10 protein-coding genes, 2 pseudogenes and 1 riboswitch are annotated in these 20,835 nt (G+C 63.2%); of the genes and pseudogenes, 8 read left to right on the top strand and 4 right to left on the bottom strand.

Annotated features, from left to right (window positions below; translation table 11 throughout):
• Positions 1–72: 72 nt before the first annotated feature.
• The 3 genes and pseudogenes from VGH68_RS07830 to VGH68_RS07820 all read left to right on the top strand — a co-directional run.
• Positions 73–742, top strand: a pseudogene (locus VGH68_RS07830) (IS21 family transposase); the annotation flags it as partial.
• Positions 743–1,499: 757 nt separating this feature from the next.
• On the top strand, positions 1,500–7,556 hold the full coding sequence (locus VGH68_RS07825; protein ID WP_331602995.1) for a hybrid sensor histidine kinase/response regulator: 6,057 nt from the start codon (positions 1,500–1,502) through the stop codon (positions 7,554–7,556).
• A gap of 9 nt (positions 7,557–7,565) precedes the next feature.
• A complete protein-coding gene (locus tag VGH68_RS07820) occupies positions 7,566–9,710 on the top strand; it encodes a response regulator (RefSeq protein ID WP_331602994.1) in 2,145 nt (714 codons plus the stop codon).
• 412 nt (positions 9,711–10,122) lie between these two features.
• Here VGH68_RS07820 and VGH68_RS07815 read toward each other — a convergent pair whose 3' ends face one another.
• Positions 10,123–10,398, bottom strand: a complete 276-nt coding sequence (locus VGH68_RS07815) for a hypothetical protein (protein WP_331603003.1) — start codon at positions 10,396–10,398, stop codon at positions 10,123–10,125.
• Between VGH68_RS07815 and VGH68_RS07810 the strand changes: the two are divergent.
• Both VGH68_RS07810 and VGH68_RS07805 read left to right on the top strand, forming a co-directional pair.
• Positions 10,301–10,522: pseudogene (locus VGH68_RS07810) on the top strand (PhoD-like phosphatase N-terminal domain-containing protein); the annotation flags it as partial. The gene VGH68_RS07815 and the pseudogene VGH68_RS07810 overlap by 98 nt on opposite strands.
• A 155-nt stretch (positions 10,523–10,677) precedes the next feature.
• Positions 10,678–12,183, top strand: coding sequence for an alkaline phosphatase D family protein (locus tag VGH68_RS07805; protein WP_331602993.1), 1,506 nt, complete (start codon positions 10,678–10,680; stop codon positions 12,181–12,183).
• A gap of 144 nt (positions 12,184–12,327) precedes the next feature.
• Here the strand turns inward: VGH68_RS07805 and VGH68_RS07800 are convergent, their stop codons facing one another.
• The 3 genes from VGH68_RS07800 to VGH68_RS07790 all read right to left on the bottom strand — a co-directional run bounded on the left by VGH68_RS07800 (position 12,328) and on the right by VGH68_RS07790 (position 15,496).
• Complete coding sequence (locus tag VGH68_RS07800; RefSeq protein ID WP_414696911.1) at positions 12,328–12,924, bottom strand: PqiC family protein; 597 nt, start codon at positions 12,922–12,924, stop codon at positions 12,328–12,330.
• 71 nt (positions 12,925–12,995) lie between these two features.
• On the bottom strand, positions 12,996–14,294 hold the full coding sequence (locus VGH68_RS07795; protein ID WP_331602991.1) for an MlaD family protein: 1,299 nt from the start codon (positions 14,292–14,294) through the stop codon (positions 12,996–12,998).
• The gene (locus VGH68_RS07790; protein ID WP_331602990.1) at positions 14,291–15,496 is read right to left on the bottom strand and encodes a paraquat-inducible protein A; all 1,206 of its coding nucleotides are present in this window, start codon (positions 15,494–15,496) and stop codon (positions 14,291–14,293) included. The genes VGH68_RS07795 and VGH68_RS07790 overlap by 4 nt, the downstream gene beginning before the upstream one ends.
• Positions 15,497–15,797: 301 nt before the next feature.
• Positions 15,798–15,968: riboswitch (yybP-ykoY riboswitch) on the top strand.
• Positions 15,969–16,086: 118 nt separating this feature from the next.
• Between VGH68_RS07790 and VGH68_RS07785 the strand changes: the two genes are divergently transcribed.
• From VGH68_RS07785 to VGH68_RS07775, 3 genes are all read left to right on the top strand, one after another.
• Entirely contained in the window at positions 16,087–17,097 is a 1,011-nt protein-coding gene (locus VGH68_RS07785) for a sodium:calcium antiporter (RefSeq protein ID WP_331602989.1), read from the top strand.
• Positions 17,098–17,272: 175 nt separating this feature from the next.
• Positions 17,273–18,625, top strand: a complete 1,353-nt coding sequence (locus tag VGH68_RS07780) for a methyltransferase domain-containing protein (RefSeq protein ID WP_331602988.1) — start codon at positions 17,273–17,275, stop codon at positions 18,623–18,625.
• A 388-nt stretch (positions 18,626–19,013) separates the two neighbouring features.
• Entirely contained in the window at positions 19,014–20,738 is a 1,725-nt protein-coding gene (locus VGH68_RS07775; RefSeq protein ID WP_331602987.1) for a hypothetical protein, read from the top strand.
• Positions 20,739–20,835: the final 97 nt, after the last annotated feature.

The following is a 20,835-nucleotide window of genomic DNA, read 5'->3' as shown; positions in this document are numbered from 1 at the left end:
CTCGAACTTCGCCAACCGCTACCCTCCCGGCACGCATTTGCTCCGGAGGGTGGCTTGAAGAGGAAGTTCGACATGTATCAATATCGACAGGTTCTGGTGCGAATGCGCCAGGGTGACTCCGACCGGGATATCGACCGGTCGAAGATCATGGGCCGTAAGAAGCTGGCAGCCGTGCGGGAGATCGCGACCGAACGTGGGTGGCTTTCTCTGGGCAACGCTCTGCCGGATGACGCGCAGCTTGCTACAGCGTTCAGCCGCAAGGAGTTCCTGCCCGCGAGCTGTATCTCGTCGGCCGAACCGTGGCGCGAACAGATTGCCCAGTGGCACGACGCGGGCGTCCCCGGCACGACGATTCACAGCGCGCTGGTTGCGCAACCACGGCTACGAGGGAAGCTACTCATCCGTGTACAGGCTACTTCAGCAATTGAAGGCGGAGCTCACCCCGGATGTACCGATGCGGCTGGAGTTCAAACTTACAGAAGCCGCACAGATTGATTTCGGCGCAGGTCCGACCATCACCGATGCGCACACCGGCGAGATCCACAAGACGTGGTTTTTTGTGATGACGCTGCGCTGGTCGCGGCATCAATACGTTGAGTTTGTCCGCGACCCGAGCGTCGACACATGGTTGCTATGTCACCGTCACGCCTTCGAATGGTTCAATGGCGTAGTGGGACGCGCCATCATAGATGACCCCAAGTGTGCCGTCGTCAAGGCCTGTATCGACGAACCCGAAGTCCAGCCGGGGCACCAAAAACTCGTCAAATATCAACGAGTTGGCGGGGTATTGTCGGTGTCCGGCGGGTTCGTACGAAAATTACACGGAAATCGCACTATGCACCAACCCAAGCTTCCCATGCTCGGGGCGCGCCAGTCGAGGCTCTCCGCTTTGCCCCCTGTTCTCTAAAGCCGCCCCGCTTTATCCTGCCGAAATTCTCTCGGCTCTAAACTGCCGACGCCGATGTTACGTGGCTACGGCAGCTTCTCGCAGTCAAAACCCCTTTTTCGCAGCTTTGAGCTGGCGGGGCTGAAGGCGTCCAACGTTGGAAAATGGCTCCCGGTGGTCGGCTCTTTCCGACGCAGAACAATCGTTGAAAGAGCGTTTGATGGACGTCCTCTCAGTAATGCCGCTTGGTTTCGAGCGCAAGCGGAAGGAAGTCTTTTGCAGATCGTGCGCCGACCGTCGGAATGACATGTCGCATTTCGGGGGTCAGCGCGATGGGACCGACCACCGAGATTTCACGATAGATCTCGTAAAGAAATCCGAGGCTCTCGCGTATCTATAATCACGCTGTTCCATTGCACGAAACGTGTATTCGGCGCATCCGGCGCACGCACCATTTCATGAGACGGGCAGCGGCAGCGGTTTGTACTCTATTTTGCAGTATCGTTCGGTCGGTGGTGCACTCGTCCGCGCCGACGCAGATACCATTCTGAACGCCTTCCGCGCACCCGCGGATTAATAACAAACTGCCTGCTTAACGACAGTTGAGGAACGCATGGACACATTTGCGGTCGATTCGTCGCAACAATCCCATGACCAATACTCGCTTATCGCAAACGCGCTGAGCGCATTACGCCGAGGCGACACATCCTTTCGTCTGCCTGACAACTGGCTGGGCGAAGCGGGCGACGTCGCGTCGGAATTCAACGCGCTGGCGGTACAGACGGCACGTATGTCCCAGGACCTCGGGCGGATGTCACAGCGTCTAACCGGGCCCGGGGCGGGCGGTGACGGCGCAGCGGTGCCCACCGAATCGCTCGCAGGCGCGTGGCTTGACAGCGCGACGCATGTCAACGCTCTGTTCGACAGTGCGAAAGCCGGACACGAATGCACAAAGGCCATCCTGGCCGGACTCACGTCATTGCAGAAAGGCGAGGCGGCGGCGTTGCCGCCCGACTGGACCGGCATGCATGGCACGGTCTCGCAGGTATTCAACGATGTGGTTGAGCAAAACGTAAGGATGTCGGAAGAGCTCGGCCGCCTCAGCAGGGTAGTCGGCAAGCAGGGGCGCCTGAAAGAGCGTGCGGCGCTTCCCTACGCGCGCGGATTCTGGGGTGAGTCTATCGAGGCGATCAATTCCCTGATTGCGGACCTGGTTCACCCGACGAGCGAAGTCGCCCGCGTGATCGGCGCGGTCGCACAGGGCGACCTGACGAAGAGCATGGCGCTCGAGGCGGAGGGCAGGGCGCTGCAGGGCGAGTTCCTGCGTACCGCCAAGACCATCAACACGATGGTCGAGCAACTCGGCACCTTCGCAGCGGAAGTTACGCGCGTCGCGCGCGAGGTCGGCACGGAAGGCAAGCTCGGGGGCCAGGCCGACGTGCAGGGGGTGGCGGGAACGTGGAAGGACCTGACCGACTCGGTCAATTCGATGGCGGGTAACCTCACCAGCCAGGTTCGCAACATCGCCGAGGTGACCAAGGCGGTTGCGGCCGGCGATCTCTCCAAGAAAATCACGGTCGACGTCAAAGGCGAAATCCTCGAACTGAAGAACACCATCAACACGATGGTGGACCAGTTGCGCTCGTTCGCATCTGAAGTCACCCGGGTGGCGCGCGAGGTCGGCACAGAGGGCAAGCTTGGCGGCCAGGCCGATGTGCAAGGTGTGGCGGGCACATGGAAAGACCTGACAGATAACGTCAACTTCATGGCGGGCAACCTGACCAGTCAGGTGCGCAACATCGCAGAGGTGACCAAGGCGGTCGCAGCCGGCGAACTCTCCAAGAAAATCACTGTCGACGTCAAAGGCGAAATACTCGAGCTGAAGAACACCATCAACACGATGGTGGATCAGTTGCGCTCGTTCGCATCCGAAGTCACACGCGTCGCGCGGGAAGTCGGTACCGAAGGCAAACTCGGCGGGCAGGCGGACGTGCAAGGCGTGGCGGGCACGTGGAAGGACCTGACCGACTCCGTGAACTCGATGGGTAGCAACCTGACCGCGCAGGTGCGCAACATCGCCGATGTGACGACGGCGGTGGCGGCGGGCGATCTGTCGAAGAAGATCACGGTGGACGTCAAAGGCGAAATTCTCGAACTGAAGAACACCATCAACACGATGGTGGATCAGTTGCGCTCGTTCGCCTCTGAGGTAACGCGCGTCGCGCGGGAAGTGGGTACCGAGGGCAAACTTGGCGGACAGGCCGACGTGCAGGGCGTCGCCGGCACCTGGAAGGACCTCACCGATTCGGTCAACTCGATGGGTAGCAACCTGACCGCGCAGGTGCGCAACATCGCCGAGGTGACGACGGCGGTGGCCGCGGGCGATCTGTCGAAGAAGATCACGGTGGACGTCAAGGGCGAGATTCTGGAGCTGAAGAACACCATCAATACGATGGTGGACCAGCTCAGTTCGTTCGCGTCGGAGGTCACCCGTGTGGCGCGCGAAGTGGGTACCGAGGGCAAGCTTGGCGGCCAGGCGGACGTGCAAGGGGTGGCCGGCACGTGGAAGGATCTGACCGACTCCGTGAACTCGATGGGTAGCAATCTGACGGCGCAGGTGCGCAATATCGCGGACGTTACTACCGCGGTGGCGGCAGGCGATCTGTCGAAGAAGATCACGGTGGACGTCAAGGGCGAAATTCTCGAACTGAAAAACACCATCAACACGATGGTCGACCAGTTGCGCTCCTTCGCCTCCGAAGTCACGCGGGTGGCACGCGAGGTCGGCACCGAAGGCAAGCTTGGCGGGCAGGCGGACGTGCAAGGCGTGGCCGGCACGTGGAAGGACCTGACCGATAACGTCAACTTCATGGCCGGCAATCTGACCAGTCAGGTTCGCAATATTGCCGACGTGACCAAAGCGGTGGCGGCGGGCGACCTTTCCAAAAAAATCACGGTGGACGTCAAGGGTGAAATTCTCGAACTGAAGAACACCATCAATACGATGGTGGATCAGCTCAGCTCGTTCGCGTCGGAAGTGACCCGCGTCGCGCGCGAGGTGGGCACGCTGGGCAAGCTCGGCGGGCAGGCGGATGTGCAAGGCGTGGCGGGCACCTGGAAGGACCTGACGGACAACGTCAACTTCATGGCCGGCAACCTGACCAGTCAGGTGCGCAACATCGCGGACGTGACGAAAGCGGTGGCCGCCGGTGACCTCTCCAAGAAGATCACGGTCGACGTGAAGGGCGAGATCCTCGAGCTGAAGAACACGATCAATACGATGGTGGACCAGCTGCGCTCCTTCGCGTCTGAAGTCACCCGCGTCGCGCGCGAAGTGGGCACCGAAGGCAAGCTGGGTGGCCAGGCCGACGTTCAGGGGGTGGCGGGTACCTGGAAGGATCTGACGGACAACGTGAACTTCATGGCGGGCAATCTGACGAGCCAGGTGCGCGGCATCGCGAAGGTCGTGACGGCCGTCGCGAACGGCGATCTCGCTCGCAAGTTGACGGTCGAGGCAAAAGGTGAAATCGCGGCACTCGCGGACACGATCAACAGCATGACCGATACGCTCGCGACTTTCGCCGACCAGGTGACCACCGTTGCGCGGGAAGTCGGCGTGGAAGGAAAGCTCGGCGGTCAGGCCAAGGTGCCGGGCGCCTCCGGCACGTGGAAGGGGCTGACTGAGAACGTCAACCAGCTCGCTGCCAACCTGACCACGCAGGTGCGAGCGATCGCGGAGGTCGCAACGGCGGTCACTCAGGGTGACCTCACGCGATCGATTACGGTCGAGGCATTGGGTGAGGTCGCGGCGCTCAAGGATACGATCAACGAGATGATCCGTAACCTGAAGGACACGACCCAGGTCAATACCGAGCAGGATTGGCTCAAGACCAACCTCGCCAAGTTCAGCCGCATGCTGCAAGGGCAGAAAGACCTGGTCGCGGTGGGACAACTGATTCTGTCCGAGCTTGCGCCTGTGGTGGGCGTTCAACAGGCGGAGTTTTTCGTGCTCGACGCGTCCGCCGACGCAACGACCCTGCGCCTGAGGGCGAGCTACGCATCGAGCGGACACGCGTCGCACGGCAAACGTGTGCAACTCGGCGAGGGACTTCTTGGCCAATGCGCAGTCGAGCGGCGCAAGATTCTGCTGGAGCCGACCGAAGCCGATAGCTTCCGGATCACCTCCGGGCTGATCAGCGTGGTTCCCCACAATGTACTCGTCTTGCCGATCATCTTTGAAGGACAGGTCAAAGGCGTGATCGAGCTGGCGTCGGTCGAGCGTTTCAATCCGACCCACCTCGCTTTCCTGGATCAGCTGACCGAAAGTATCGGCATTGTCATCAACACGATCGAAGCCAATACACGGACCGAAGATCTGCTTAAGCAGTCGCAGTCCCTCGCGCACGAACTGCAGAGCCGTCAGGAGGAGTTGCAGCAGACCAACCAGGAACTTCAGGAAAAGGCACGACTGCTTGCGCACCAGAACCAGGAGGTCGAGCGCAAGAACACTGAAGTCGAGCAAGCCCGGCAAGCGCTGGAAGAAAAGGCGAAACAGCTCGCGCTGACTTCGAAGTACAAGTCGGAATTCCTGGCCAACATGTCGCACGAACTGCGCACGCCGCTCAATAGCCTGCTGATTCTTTCGGATCAGCTGTGCAAGAACCCGGAAGGCAATCTTTCGAGCAAGCAGATCGAATTCTCGAGGACGATTCACTCGTCCGGCAACGATCTGCTGATGTTGATCAACGACATCCTCGACCTGTCGAAGATCGAGTCCGGTACTGTCGTGATGGATTTCGCCGCGCATCGGCTCGCCGACCTCACTTCCTACGTGGAGCGCACGTTCCGGCATGTTGCGGAGTCCCGCGGCGTCGATTTTGTCATCCATGCGGGCGGACGCCTTCCCGCGTCGATTCACACCGATCTCAAGCGGCTGCAGCAGATTTTGAAGAACCTATTGTCGAATGCGTTCAAGTTCACCCATCGGGGGCATGTCACGCTGTCCATCGAAGAGGTGTTCGGCGGATGGAGCGCGGATAACGAAGGACTCAACCGGGCGCAGGACGTCATCGCGTTCTCGGTGTCCGATACCGGGATCGGTATTTCGGCTGACAAACAGCAGATCATCTTCGAAGCATTCCAGCAGGCCGACGGCAGCACGAGCCGCAAATATGGTGGGACTGGCCTCGGTCTTGCCATCAGCCGTGAACTGTCGAAGCTGCTGGGCGGCGAGATCCGCCTCGTCAGTTCGCCGAACAAAGGCAGCACTTTTACGCTCTATCTCCCGTTGTCGGGTGAGACCGGCAGGGTGGCGCGCCGAAGTGTCGCCGTGGCGGGAGAGGAGACGGGTGCGGGGTCGCCTGAGCGCGAACCGGCCGCAACCATGGAGGCCGCGGAACGAGCGAATGCCCTCGCGGCACAGGAGTTCGTCAGTACGGTAGTCAGCGAGTCGAGCGAACTGTCCCACGCGCCGGACGACGACCGTCTCAGCATCATGCCTGGGGATCGGGTGCTGATGATCGTCGAGAACGATCTGGCCTTCGCGCATTTCCTTCTCGACGCCGCCCGCGAGCATGGCTTCAAGGGGCTGGTCACGCCGCTCGGTGCCGCGGCCTTGACTCTCGCCGATCAGTTCAAGCCGGACATCGTCACGCTCGACCTGTTTCTGCCGGACATGGACGGTTGGCGGGTGCTCGCCCGGCTCAAGCACGATATGGCGACCCGTCCTATGCCCGTCTGCGTCATCTCGACCGACGAGTCGCGCGACCGGGCATTGCAGGCCGGCGCGTTCGCGTTCCTCGCCAAACCGATTCAGTCACGGGAAGTGCTGGACGACGCACTGCGGGCAATCACAGCCTACGTCGACGGCAAGCAGCGCAAGGTGCTGATAGCGCTGCCGGGAGGGCCTGAGCGCGAGCAATTGGCGCAATTGCTGTCGAGCGAGCGGCTCGCGTTGGGTTTCACTGCTACGGACGAGCAACTGACTCGCGCGCTGGCTGAAGAAGATCTTAGCGCCCTGATCGTCGGGCCCGGGATGATGGAGAAAAGCCCGCATGAGATAGACGCGATGCTCGTTAAGCGCAGCCCGTTCGCGCCGCTGCCTGTGATCGTCTATGCGCCCGATGCGGATCTGCCCGCGTCGGGCACGCGTGCCGGCGAGCGCTTCGTCAGCTTCGTGGCGCCCGACATGAGCCGTCTGCTCGACTCGACCGCCGCCCTGCTGCACCTCGCTCCGAAACGTTTGTGCGATCAGGCGCGTGAGCTGATCGACGATTTGCACCGGTCGGACGCCGATCTGACCGGACGCAAGGCGTTGATCGTCGACGACGACATGCGCAACATTTTCGCGCTCGCAACGGTCCTTGAAGACCACGGAATGCGCCATGTCTGGGCCGACAATGGCCACGACGCGATAAAACTGGCCGAGACGGATCCCGAGATCGATATCGTGCTGATGGACATCATGATGCCGGAGATGGATGGTCTGACGACTACCAGGGAGATCCGCAAACGCCCGGTCGGACGTACGCTGCCTATCATCGCGGTCACCGCGAAGGCAATGAAAGGCGACCGCGAGCGTTGCATCGAAGCAGGTGCCTGGGACTATCTGTCGAAGCCCGTCAACCGCCAGGACCTGCTTGCCGTGCTTCATGCATGGCTGCACCGCTAGGAGACGAGTATGGATATCTCCGGCACTGGCCCCCGGCAACCCGTCAACGTTCTGGTGGTTGACGATTTGCCAGAAAAGCACGTGGTGATGCGTACGATTCTCGAGGAACTCGGCGAAAACGTGATCGCTGTCGCGTCCGGGCGCGAAGCGTTGAAAGCCGTGCTGGAGCAGACGTTCGCCGTCATTCTTCTCGATGTGAACATGCCCGGCATGGATGGACTTGAAACGGCTTCGCTCTTACGTGCGTACCGCCGCACCGCCAATACACCCATCATTTTCGTCACCGCGTACATCGATGAGGAGGAAATGAAGCGGGGATATTCGCTGGGCGCTGTCGATTACATATCGTCGCCGGTCGTTCCGGAGATCTTGCGCTCCAAAGTCAAAGTGTTCGTGGAAATGCACCGCATGCACAGTGAGCTTCTGACGCGTGCAGCGGAACGTGAGGCCTTTTTGCTTGCTGAAGCCGGCCGCACGCTCGCGGAGCGCGCGCGGCAACGCGCCCACTTTCTTGCTAACGCGAGCCACGTACTGACGCGATCGCTCGAAGTGGGTACCACGCTTGAGCGCATCGTCGAACTCGCGTCGGCCGAACTGGCCGATATCGCGTTCGTCGCGGTCATGGGCATTGGCGAGGTGGCCAGCAGCGTCGCGTCGCGTTCGGCGCGGCGCGACGGGCTCGAGGCGACGCTGCTGGCCGAGTTCCAGCAGAAAACGCTCTCCGTGGCATTTCCGGAGATGAACCGCTTTGTCCAACGGCTGATGCATGACGATGGCGCGGACGACGGCGTGCTGGCGAATGACTGCCTGACCGAGACAGCCGCCGCCGATGCGCCGGCGCTCGGGCCGCAGTACGTCATCGCGTTTCCGATGCTGACCGGCAATCAGAAGGGCGTGATCCTGCTTTGCTCCCATACCAAGCCCATTCCAGACGAGCTAATCCTGCTCAGCCGGGAGTTCGTCAGCCGGGCGGCTATTGCATTGGAAAATGCACTGCTTTTCTCCGCCATTCAGGATGGCAATCGCCGCAAGGATGAATTCCTCGCGATGCTAGCCCATGAATTGCGCAATCCGCTCGCACCGATTGCGAACGCGGCAGCGGTGATGCGCAGTACGAAGGCGGGCGATGCCGATGTGCTCCGTTGGGCGAGCGAGATTGTCGGTACCCAGGTCGAGCATATGGTGCGGATCATAGACGACCTGCTGGACGTGTCCCGTATCGCCCGAGGGTCGGTTGCTTTGCGGATCGAGCCGGTGCCGCTATCGACGGTGGTCGGACGAGGGGTCGAAACCAGCCGTCCGCATGTCGTCCGGCGCGGGCAAACGCTGACCTGCGACGAGGGCGCGACCAACGCGGTCGTCGAGGGCGATGTTGTGCGGCTTGCACAGGTCGTGTCCAACCTGCTGAACAACGCGTCGAAGTTCACGCCGCAGGGCGGTCATATCTCGCTCGCCACGCGTTTTACCGACGGCATCGCGTCGATTACGGTCTCCGATGATGGTGACGGCATTGATCCCGATTTCATCCCGCATGTCTTCGATCTGTTTGCCCAGGCGGACACGTCATTGCATCGGCCCGAAGGTGGATTGGGAATCGGCCTGACGCTCGTGCGCCATCTCACGGAATTGCACGGCGGATCTATCGAATGCAGGAGCGAGGGGCGCGGCAAGGGGGCAGAGTTTGTGATTCGTCTGCCGGCGAGCGTCGACGAGCGTGGTGCCGCGACGCTTGCCCCGGTCGTTCATCTGCACCGCAAGCCGGCGATCCGGGTACTGATCGTGGACGACCTCGCGGCTTCAGCGGAAAGCCTCGAAGCGCTGTTGACCATCCATGGATATGTGGTGCAATGCGCGGCTGACGGCGAGTCGGCCTTGCGACTTGCGGCCGAAATGCGGCCGGACGTGGTCATCCTCGATATCGGTCTGCCGGGCATGAGCGGCCATGAGGTCGCTCGTCGACTGCGGCAGGACCCGACCTATGGGCAGTGTCTGATCGTCGCGCTGAGCGGCTATGGGCAGGAAGAACATGTGCGCCGGGCGGCCGAGGCCGGTGTCGATCATTACCTAGTGAAACCGGCCGACCCTGCCGCGCTGCTGGACTCCATCTCCATGTTGGAAAATCGACGCGGTTCCAATGGCATGGCGGTTAGCTAGATGGTGTCGTTGTAAGGATCGCCCGCAAGTTGCGGCGCCGTGGTATTTCGCTGATCACTGGCGCTTCTTCCGCACTTGCTGTGAATCCCTGCGCCGCGCGGCGTGATCGAATCGGCGCGCGTAGCCACGACTCGAAAGTCGACCGCACAGGCGACAGCGCGCCCCTTTCCCTCCAGCGCATAGACGTGCTTCGGTCCGCGTCCGCCCGGACTTCCTGAAGCTCGCCACACCGATATTCCCGCCACCTCCGACATAGCCGCCGGCAGCCGCCGGCATCGCAACGGAAGGACCGGCTAAGCCGCGGAACATGTCATTAACGGGACATACGCCGATGTCCTAATGCGGCCCGAATCGCTTTCGGGCCGGGGATTGAATACATTTTTTCAACCCGATTGTGAGCCGACGAGTTCTCTTAAAAAACTGACTGACTGACGGGTTGAAACATGGATCGCCGTAAATTTATCAAGTGGGGCAGTTTCATGACGATGTCTGTCGCGAGCACCACGCTATTGAGCGCATGTGGCGGCAGCGACACCCAGCCGAGCACCGACAACAGCGCCGGCGGCGGCTCCGGCGGCGCGGGCAAGCCGATGTCGTTTTCGCTGGGCGTCGCCTCCGGCGATCCGCAGCCGGACAACGTCGTGCTGTGGACGCGCATCGACGGCGCGGACGGCACCGATCCGGTCAACGTGGGGGTGCAGGTATCGACCAGCGCCGATTTCAGCGCACTGGTCGTCAACACCACCGTCGCGGCGACGCCGGACTGGGACTACACGCTGCGTCACAAGGTCACCGGCCTGAACGCGAACACGATTTACTACTATCGCTTTACTGTCGGCACTGTGACCAGCACGACGGGCCGCACGTGGACACTGCCGGCGGCGGGCCAGTCGCTGGCGAAGCTGAATTTCGCGGTGATCAACTGCCGGGATTGGAGCGTGAATCACTGGGCGGCGTTCGACGCGATGTGCAGAACGAAGACATCAGTTTCATCGTGCACGTGGGCAACTACGTGTATGAGCAACTCGGCATCACGCTCGCGGTCACGCCGCCGCGCGACCCGCGGCATCCGGAATTCACTCTGCCCAACGGCACCGCGCTGCCCGACGGTTCGACCTACGCGACCACGCTCGCGGACCATCGCACGCTGTACACGACCTACCGCAGCGACCCGCGCCTGCAGCGCCTGCATGCGAACTGGCCGATGATCGCGATCTGGAACGACCACGAGTTTTCCGACGATTGCTGGCAGGATCACGAGACGTACACGTCCGCCGAAGCCGAGCAGACCGCCCGGCGGCGCAGCGCGAACCAGGCGTGGTTCGAATTCATGCCGGCCGATGTCACGTTCACGGCCGACAGTCCGTCGTTCCAGAACATCCAGATATACCGCTCGTTCACGTTCGGTGATCTGGCCACGCTGGTGATGACCGACGAGCGTCTGTACCGCGCCGCTCACGAAGTGGCCGAGCAAACCTCGGGCAATCCGGTCGGCGCCCGCTACTTCGTACCGAAAGCCACGGTGGCGGCCGCCGAGCAGGCGCGCCTGACGACGTGCGGCGGCGCGCTCACGCCGGTGACGATGCTGGGCGACACGCGGCGCCAATGGTGGCAGAGCCAGATGAGCGCGGCGAAGACCGCGTGGAAGCTGTGGGGCAACGACGTTTCGCTGCTGCGCATGGAAGTGGACCTGCTGGCGGCGCTGACGGAAGCGCTGACTCAGGCCGTTCTGCAAACCACCAGCGGCCTCACACGGTTCGAGACGCAGTTCCATACGGCGATCCAGGCGGACCTGGCCGCCGCGGTTGCCGGCAACCTGGTCCCCGCGCCGTTCACGAATCTGGACGCGTTCGCCGGTAGCCTGGGTTTCCCGGAGGCCGACATTCAGGCGACCATCGCGGCGCTGAACTCGATGCTGCCGCCGTACTCGACGCTGACCACGATGCTGATGAACGCCGACCAATGGGACGGCTACAACGCTGAACGTCTGAACCTGATGGCGTCTCTGGCGAACAACAACAACATCAACAACGTCGTGGCGGTGACCGGCGACCTGAACGCGTTCTTCGCTGGTACGGTGATGGCCGATTTCGACGCCGCCACGCCGCAGCCCGTGATGGTCGATCTGGTGACCGCGGGCATATCGAGCACGTCGCTGTTCACCTCTTACTTGGCCTTCGTGAACAACCGCGCCAACAATATGGGCTGGGTCGACACGCTGACGACCCAAGGCGGCTTGAACAGTCTCGACACGACGCTGAGCTCGAACAACAGCTGGTTGACCTACGCGAATACCAACGCGCAGGGCTACAGCGTGATCACGTTGACGCCGACCCTGCTGACCTGCAACTTCCGCAAGCTCGCTCCGGTCAGCCCGACCGGGCAGGTTCCGACGGCGGCCACCGCGATTGCCAGCACTCAGGTGGTGACGGTCGCAGTGAATACCCCGGCGGTGACGGTGGTGCCGGCGTAAGCCCTGGATGGCGGGCGATGCCAACGTGCATGGCCCGCCTGATCGATGGCCGCATGCGGCGGCGTGGACAGTTTCACGCTGCCGCAATGCGGCCTTTCATCTTTCTCGACAGTCGGTGTGAAGCGATTGTCGACAGGTCGCAAACTACTTCACGCCGACAACACCGCCGCCCCCGCCGGCCAGCGACGCCGCGATCCGGTCGGACAGCTCCCCCAGAATCCGGCTCAATGCGGCAGCCTGCGCGTCCGCGTCGTGGCCCGCGAACTGCGCATGGAGCACAGCCTGCTGACTCAACGTCGCGCTGGCCGGCTGTCCCGACAATAGCGTCCACGCCACCTGCACGCTCAGCGTGCCGTTTGCATCGGCCTGCGAGTCCAACACCGTGACGACCAGCGTGCGCGTGCCGGGCGGCGCGGGTGCATCCGGAAACACAAACGACCCTGCGGGCAGCCGCGCGGCCAGATCCTGCGCGAGCGCGCGCCGCATCATCTGCGCGAGCGGCGCGCTCCACCTGTTGCTATCGTCGATCTTTAGCCGGTTGGGCGAGATCTGCGTGACGACTTCCGGCCGATCCAGCTCCGCCGGAATATGCACCGCGGTCAATTGCACCGGTTGCATTCGCGTTGTCGCGAGCGGCGCGTCGGCGGGCGTCGCGTTCAACGTCACGTAGCGTATCGGCATGCTGTGCCCGCATCCGGCGATCGTCGCGACGCTCACAGCCGTGCAGGCGAGAACCATCATGATCCGGGCGGTGCGCGGACCCGATTCGCGGACAGCCTGTCTCATCGCACACGTGGGAAGGCGAACTCGCATCATCGGTTTTCCTCCGGTTGCCTGCCACGCACGAGCGCTTCCGGATGGCGATCGAGATAGTCGGCCAGCGCGCGCACTGAGCGCGCGGTATCGGTAAGCTCGCGCAGCGCTGCGGGCAGATCGTTCTGGCTCGCTGAATTCGCGCCCAGCGTCTGATTGGCCGCCGCGACCGCGCGGTCGGCGGCACTCGCCGTTGCGCGCAGTTGCGCGACCAGCGGCCCAATCTGCGGCGACACCTGCTGCAACGTCTGGTCGATCTGCGCGACCGAGTGGTCGATGTGCGTGAGGCTATCGCGGATCTGCGGCGACGAACTCAGCGCGTTGATATGCGCGGCGATGCCGCGAACCTGCTCGCCGGTTTCCTTGATCGGCAGCGCATCGATCTTGGTGATGATCTGGTTGGCCTTGGCGGTCATCGCGTCGAAGTCCGCCGAGGCAACGGATGGAATCACCGGCAGCCCGCTGTCGGCGGTCAGCGTCGCGCTCGCGGCGCCGGGCACGAAGTCGAGATCGACTTTGCGAGGTCCGACGAGCGGCGGATCTTGCGACAGACGCGCGCGCAAGCCCTGCGCGACGAGACGCGTGAGCATTCCGTCGACGAACGGCCGCCAGTCCCCGTTCGACGGCGGCGGCGCGCCGACGATGCCGAGCTGCGACGGGTCGAGCGCGATCTGCACCGGCGTGCTGAGCGCGCCCGTGCCCGCATCGTAACTAAGGCGCACGTTCGTCACCGTACCGACACGAAAGCCCCGCAGCTCGACATCGGCGCCCGTTTTCAAGTCACCCGCCGCGCCGTCGAAACGCACTGCGTAGAGCACGACCGGACCATGCAGCGGCGCGAGCGCGGGGCGCCGGTCGAGACCCTCGAAGTGGTCCGCCGGTGTGCCGGGGCCCGGCTCCATCACGATCTCGGGGCCCGCAACCATCGCCTTCAACGATGACGGATCGCCCAGATCGAGCTGAGCGCCGCGCAAAAAGAAGCGAGTGCCGCTGCGCAGATATTGCTTCTGCGCGCGATCGATCCTGAGCTTCGTTTCGACGTGGCGTCCGTCGGGCCCGAGTTCCACGTCCGACACCGTGCCGATCCTGACGCCGCGCAGCATCACGAGCGTGTCGTCGGCCTTCATTCCGTACGCGTTGTCGAACGTCACGGTCACCGTTTCGCCGCCGTGCACCAGTGCGCGTACGCCGAGCCACCCGGCCACGCCGATCGCGGCGATCGGTACCGCCCAGATCCAGCCCGGCCACCGGCTGTGCCGCACCTCGGCCTGGGTGCGCTGCGAACGGATCGGGCTCATGGCGCTCTCCGGCTATGGGCGTCCCACATCATGCGTGGATCGAACGCGCGCGAGGCCGCCATCGTCAGAAACACGACCAGCGCGAACGCGGTCGCGCCGGGCGCGGGCCGCGCGGACGCGATGCTGCCGAAGTTGATCAGCGGTACGAAAGCGACGATCGTAAACACGTCGACGTTCGACCAGCGGCCCAGTTCGTCGATCCAGCGGTACAGATGCGCCTTGGCCCGTAGATGCCGCCGCGAGCGGCGCAAGACCGAAAAGATGAACCATCCCATGCCGAGAATTTTTGCCACCGGTATCACGATGCTCGTGCAGATGATCAGCACGCCGAGCGGCCAAAGGTGCGCGTGAAAGAGTTCGTAGACGCCGTCGATGATCCGGGTGGGTACGTCCTTGCCGAGCTGGGTCGACACGGTCATCGGGAAGAAGTTGGCCGGCCCCGTCAACACCAGCGCCGCCAGCGACAACGCGGCCGCGCGCACGAGCGCATCGCGTTTGCGCGTGCGCAGCGTGAGCCCGCAACGGCGGCAGGGCTGCCCTTCACGGGACACCGGCGCGACGAGATCGCACACCGGGCACGATAGGGCGGCCGCGTCCTTCGGCGGCTTTCCGTCCGTGGCGATCGCGCGCCAGACCGCGCGGCGGTTCAGCGACGCGCGCGTGATCATCGACATCAGCGCCGCGACGATAAAGCAGTAGCCGCCAGGCCCGATCGTGCCGGTCAGATTCTGCGTGACGCGCGCATAACCGACGAAGCAACCGACCAGAAACACGTCCGGCATCGCCCACACGTCGAGCGCGATAGTCCAGCGAAACACGGTGCCGATTTTCTTGAAGCGCCAGCCGAAGCGCACGGCGGCCAGCACGAACGCGAGACCGCCGAAGCGCACGAACGGCAGCACGATCCCGCATGCGCCGAGCAGCACCGCGAGGATCACCCAGCCGTCGCGCCACATCGCGACGATGCCCGACGACAGCAGCGAGGTGCGCGCCGCGCCGAGCATATAGACGGTCATCAGCGGCGCGAGATTGGCAGGGAACAGCAACACGAACGTCGTCGCCGCGCACGCGAGCGCCGCGTCGAGGCTGCGGCCGCTGCGCCGTTCCAGCGGATAGCGGCAAACGCGGCAGCGCGCGAAGGTATGCGATGTGAGCGGCGGGATATCCTCGAGCGCGCCGCACTCCGGGCAGCCGATGGTCATCGGGTGAGGTCCGTCGGCGACGGAGCTGGCAACGATCCGTGCACTGCGAATGTTTTGGTGGCCATGGTCTGATCCGGAGCATCGTCCACTGCGATCACGCATGCATCGACAGAATGCATCGCCGTGTCGCTCTACGTCGGCTAGCATCAACCGTTCCCGGACTCGCGGGCTGCGCGCGGCAGCCCGCCGTTGCCCGGGGAAACCCGCTGAACCGGCCGTGCTTGTCCGGCTGGCGGGCGAATCGGCCCACCCGCCGGCGAGCGCCGACGAGCTTGCTGAATGCGACCCCCGCCGATAGAATCCCCCGGTCACTGGGGAGTAGCCTTCCTTCGCCACATGAAGGAGAGCGCGTCAACATACTTGACCTACGGGTCATGGCGCGTCCGGCCGGGTCGGTTTGGCGAGACCATTGACGCACTGCCTCATTCCGGTCGGACGGGCGGCGGTGCGTCATGGTTCTTCACCTGCGTCCGACCACGGAGTTGCCCTGTGAATCACCCTCCTGTCCCGGCAGTCCGCCCGCGTCTGTTCCGATTGGCTCACTACCCGGCGAGCGGCGGTGCTTTTCGCGCGTGCGCCGGGAGCGCCGCATGACCGGTCTCGTCTTCGAACTTGCGATCATGCTGGTCGTCATCCTGGTGGCGGCGGAGCTCTTCACCAATGCGCTCGAACATCTCGGCGAACGTCTGAAAATTTCCGAAGGCGTGACCGGCTCGCTATTCGCGGCGGTCGGCACCGCGCTGCCCGAGACGCTGGTGCCGCTGCTGGCGATCGCGAGCAGCAAGCCCGGCAGCACGGTCAATCAGGAGATCGGCGTCGGCGCGATTCTCGGCGCACCGCTGATGCTTTCCACGCTGTCGACGTTTCTGATGACGCTTGCCGTGCTCCGCTCGCGCGGCGTCAAAGGCTGGGTCGCGCCCGAGCGCACCGGCTTTACGCGCGATCTGAACTATTTCCTGTGCGCGTTCGCGCTGGCCGCCATGGCGATGTACGTGCCGCACGAGCAGATGCTGGTGCGCGCGCTGTTCAGCGTGGCGCTGGTGGGCGTGTACGTCACTTACGTGGTGATGACATTCCGCGCGTCGAGTGAGCTGGTCGGCGCCGGACACGGCACCGAGGCGCCTGGCACGATGCTGCTCGCGCGCGCCGGTTTGCCGACTAATCTCGCGACCATCGGGCTGCAGCTGGCGCTCGCGGTCGGCTTGCTGGTGTGGGGCGCGGAAGGCTTCATCCATGGGGTGCGGGGCGTGTCCGACGCGGTGGGCGTGTCGCCGCTGCTGTTGTCGCTGCTGATCATTCCGATCGCGACGGAGTTGCCGGAGAAGGTCAACAGTATTCTGTGGATCCGGCGCGGCAAGGACACGCTCGCGTTCGGCAACATCACCGGCGCCATGGTGTTCCAGGGGACGCTGCTGCCCGCGATCGGCATTCTGCTGACGCCGTGGACGCCGCGCGTCGAAGTGCTGACCGGCGTCGCGATCACGCTCGCCGCCGCCGCATGGCTGCGTATCAACGTGCGCGCGCGCGGCTTGCGCGTCGGGGCGCTGCTGGTGTGCGGGGTGCTCTACCTGGCCTATCTGTGGATCACGTTGACACGCTAAAGCCGGGTGCCGCGGGCCATCCTGGAATGCCGCAATCTCGTGATACAGTGCGACGCCATGGCGGACCGCCGCCATGGCCGCGACCGACAGACCAACCCTGTTGGATGAAGTGAATCCGCCACATCGTTGCAACCGGAATACGCGCTGGCTTTCATCGCCGGCGTAATCCACACCCATGCCAAATAACGTCCCCATCGTCACCGTCTCGTACAACACGCCCGATCTGGTGTGTAACCTCGTGCGCTCGATACGCGCCTTTTATCCGGCTAACCCGATTCATATCGTGGACGGTTCGGATAGCGAGCAAGTGGCCGCACTGCGCGACGGATTGCACGGTATCGCCGGCGTAGCGCTGCACGCGCATGGTTTCAATATTCATCATGGGCCGGGCATGGCCTGGGCCTTGCAAAACCTGCCGCTCGGCGAGCGCTGCCTTTTTCTAGACAGCGACGTGACCCTTCTCAATCCCGGCATGGTCGAAGATCTGCTGGCGACACTGCGCCCCGGCATGTATGGCGTCGGCTGCGTGATGAGCGTCCGCCCCGATGGCATCAATGTGCGCGACGGAGAGGCCGCCGATCCGAGCCTGCTCTACCTGCATCCGGCCTGCATGCTGTGCCATCCGGCGGTGATGCTGCAATGGCCGTTGCCGTTCAAGCACGGTGCGCCGATGCTGGCGGCGATGCAAGCGATCCACGATGCGGGCCGCTCGACGGCACTACTGGGCGACGTCCGGTGGGTCGAGCACGATTTTTCCAATCCCGTCGAACCCGTGTTCATTTCCCATCCGTGGCAAGGCACGGTGCAGCGCTCAGGCAGCTACAACCTGGATAACGCCGATCGCGACATCCGCAAGAGTGGGCAATACGACACCACCGGCATCCCGTTCAATACCGACTTGTTGAACGTCATCCAGCCGCAGACGCAGCGGATCATCGAAGTGGGATGCAACGTCGGTGGGCTCGCCGCCGCGCTGAAGCGGCGCAACGCCCAGTGTCACGTGGTTGGCGTTGAAATCCGCGAGGAAGCGGCGCGCCTTGCGATGCAGCACTGCGATGCCGTCTATGCGCTGGACGTGGAGGCGATACCCGAATCCGCGTTCCAGCAGTTTGCCGATCGTCAGTGCTGGGTGTTCGGTGACGTGCTGGAGCATCTGACCGATCCCTGGAAGGTGCTCAAGCGCATCCGCGGCGTGCTGCCGCCGGGCGGCAGCGTGGCAGTGTGCCTGCCCAACATGCAGCACTGGAGCGTGCAGGCAAGGCTCGCCATCGGCGCGCTGCGCTACGAAGACGGCGGCTTGCTGGATCGCACCCACTTGCGCTGGTTCACCCGCCAGACCATCCTGGAAATGTTTGCCGACTGCGGTTTCCGCATGGCAGCCGGCCATCCGCGCATCTTCGACGAACCGCAGCGCGCGGCCGCCTTGCCCTGGATCAAGGGGCTGGCTCAGGCGCTGGGCGTCGACCCCGCACAAGCCGAAGCCGATGCGCTGCCCATGCAGTATGTGATGCGATTCGAGGCGGCCTGAACCGGGCAGCGTCAACGAGAACCGCGTGCGCGCCGCTATTCACCGCCCAGGCGGCGCTCGCCGTAGCTGAGTTCCGCCTCGCGCTCCCGCGCAGCCCACCGAGCCCCACCCACCCGTCACCCGACAAACAGCAACATATTTCGGGCTCTTATTCGTGATTTGCGCGCGCGACGGGCTCGTCATAATCCACTCAGCATCCGGAAGTGTCGGCGCAAAGCGCCCGAGGTGAACCCGGGCGATCCCGGATCACGCGCGCGCGGCGGCAATCCGGACGAACGCCGCCGGTATCGCGCTGATAGCTGGCCGGCTGCTACATGAGAGCGCCAGACGGATTGTCGTCCGACGGGGCGAGCGCTGTTGTCCAGGATCGATTCGGGAAATTCACTCAATGACTGAAGGCTGCGGTGCGACGACCCAGGCGGGCATGCTGCTCGTCGTGCTCGGTATGCATAGAAGCGGGACAAGTGCGACGGCTCGCGCGATGACGGCGCTGGGCGCGGACTTGGGCAATCGCCTGCTGCCGGCCGCTGACGGCAACAACGACAAGGGCTTCTTTGAAGACTACGACATCGTCAAGCTCAACGTCGAACTGATGGCTGCGGCCGGGATGGACTGGCACACGCTGGGCGAACTGGACCTGTCGCGCATCCCGCCTGAGCGGCTCGACGCGTTCCAGACCGAGGCACTGATGACCTTGCGCGCCAAGTGCCTGGGCAAGGTCTTCGCAATGAAGGATCCGCGGTTGTCGCGCCTGATCAGATTCTGGAAGCCGGTGTTTGACTGCGTCGGCGTGCCAGTCAAGTACGTGCTGTCGGTGCGACATCCGCTCAGCGTCGCCCGGTCGCTGGCCAAGCGCGATGGGATGGCGGAAGAAAAGGCGCTGCATCTATGGCTCGAGCATGTGGTTCCGTCGCTCGTCGAGACCCGTGACCGGCAACGCGTGATCGTCGACTACGATTGCCTGCTCGACCGGCCCGCCGCCGAACTGGAGCGGATCGCGGCGCAACTATCGCTGCCTCTCGACCCACAGCGATTCGACGACTATCGCGCGACGTTTCTCGAGGATGGCTTGCGCCATACGCGCTTCCAGCCACAGGACCTGAATCTGGTTCGCGCCGCCCCTCGCGCGCTCAGACAACTCTATGGCGCGCTCGACGGAGTCTGCCGCGACGGCGCGACCTGCAGTCCGGCGCTCGACGTGGCGCTCCACGATGCGCAACAGTTTCTGGCCGATGTCGCGCCCATGCTGCGCTATGAAGCACGGGTCTACCACCACATCGCGGAGCGCAATGCCGCAATCGCGCAATTGAACCAGCATCTGGAGATCTTCAAACAGGCAGTGGCCGGCAGAGATCAGAAAATCGCCACCCTCGAGGCGCACAATCCGCAACGCACGCAGAGCGCGATCGCGAAACCGCCTGGCGGCAACGGGCCGTTGATCATCAGTTGCCTGTTCGGCGCGATTTTCACCGAGGTTCACGACGCCATCCCGGGAATGCGCTGCGTATTCTTCTCCAATAACCGCGACCTGAAAAATGCCGCCGAAGCGAAAGGTTGGAGATTCGAATTGGTCAAGAATCATCCGCTAACGGATGATTACCGGTTCGCGTCGCTGCAGTCCAAGTACGTCAAGTACCTGCAGTTTTTCGAGGAGTTTCCGCAATACTCATCGGAAGACCTGATCATCTATTGCGATCACAAGTTCGCGCTCGACAAGCGTCACGTCGAGTACATCGTCGGCAATTTCGAGGACGGCAAAGCCGTATTGATCCGCAATACGCCACGCGTGAAGCTTTCGATTCAGGATGAAATCGATCAGGCGATGGAGTGGGAGCGATACGCGAGCACGATGCCGCAGACGGTGGCATGGCTGGAACGCGAGATCGCAGCCAGAGGCTTGTCGATGTCGAACCGGATCATGAATACCGGTTTGATTGGCTATAAAAACGTGGCGTCCGTCAAACCGTTGCTCGACGAGGTCTACCAGACGACATGGCGGCTGGCGCAGCCGGAATGCCAGATCATCTGGGCCTTCCTGTCACAGGCGTACGAAAGATTCATACAGCGGATCGAATGGGAGACGCTCGATCCAAAATGGGTGGTTCTCATTTGAGAGCGATCTGACAGACTCAGCGAGCCGGGACGCGGTCAATAAATCTTAAAGGCACTACATATGGCGAACGAAATAGCCAAGCAAATGCTTCGTCGCA

This window comes from Paraburkholderia sp., assembly GCF_036488505.1.
Lineage (GTDB): Bacteria > Pseudomonadota > Gammaproteobacteria > Burkholderiales > Burkholderiaceae > Paraburkholderia.
The sequence above is the reverse complement of the archived record's forward strand: the minus strand, read 5'-3'. Positions and strand labels throughout refer to the sequence as shown.

Excerpts from the sequence above, each read along its gene's own strand:
- VGH68_RS07825 (WP_331602995.1), top strand. The coding sequence starts at position 1,500 with ATGGACACATTTGCGGTCGATTCGTCGCAACAATCCCATGACCAATAC.
- VGH68_RS07820 (WP_331602994.1), top strand. The coding sequence starts at position 7,566 with ATGGATATCTCCGGCACTGGCCCCCGGCAACCCGTCAACGTTCTGGTG.
- VGH68_RS07800 (WP_414696911.1), bottom strand. The coding sequence starts at position 12,924 with ATGATGGTTCTCGCCTGCACGGCTGTGAGCGTCGCGACGATCGCCGGA.
- VGH68_RS07795 (WP_331602991.1), bottom strand. The coding sequence starts at position 14,294 with ATGAGCCCGATCCGTTCGCAGCGCACCCAGGCCGAGGTGCGGCACAGC.
- VGH68_RS07790 (WP_331602990.1), bottom strand. The coding sequence starts at position 15,496 with ATGACCATCGGCTGCCCGGAGTGCGGCGCGCTCGAGGATATCCCGCCG.
- VGH68_RS07785 (WP_331602989.1), top strand. The coding sequence starts at position 16,087 with ATGACCGGTCTCGTCTTCGAACTTGCGATCATGCTGGTCGTCATCCTG.
- VGH68_RS07780 (WP_331602988.1), top strand. The coding sequence starts at position 17,273 with ATGCCAAATAACGTCCCCATCGTCACCGTCTCGTACAACACGCCCGAT.
- VGH68_RS07775 (WP_331602987.1), top strand. The coding sequence starts at position 19,014 with ATGACTGAAGGCTGCGGTGCGACGACCCAGGCGGGCATGCTGCTCGTC.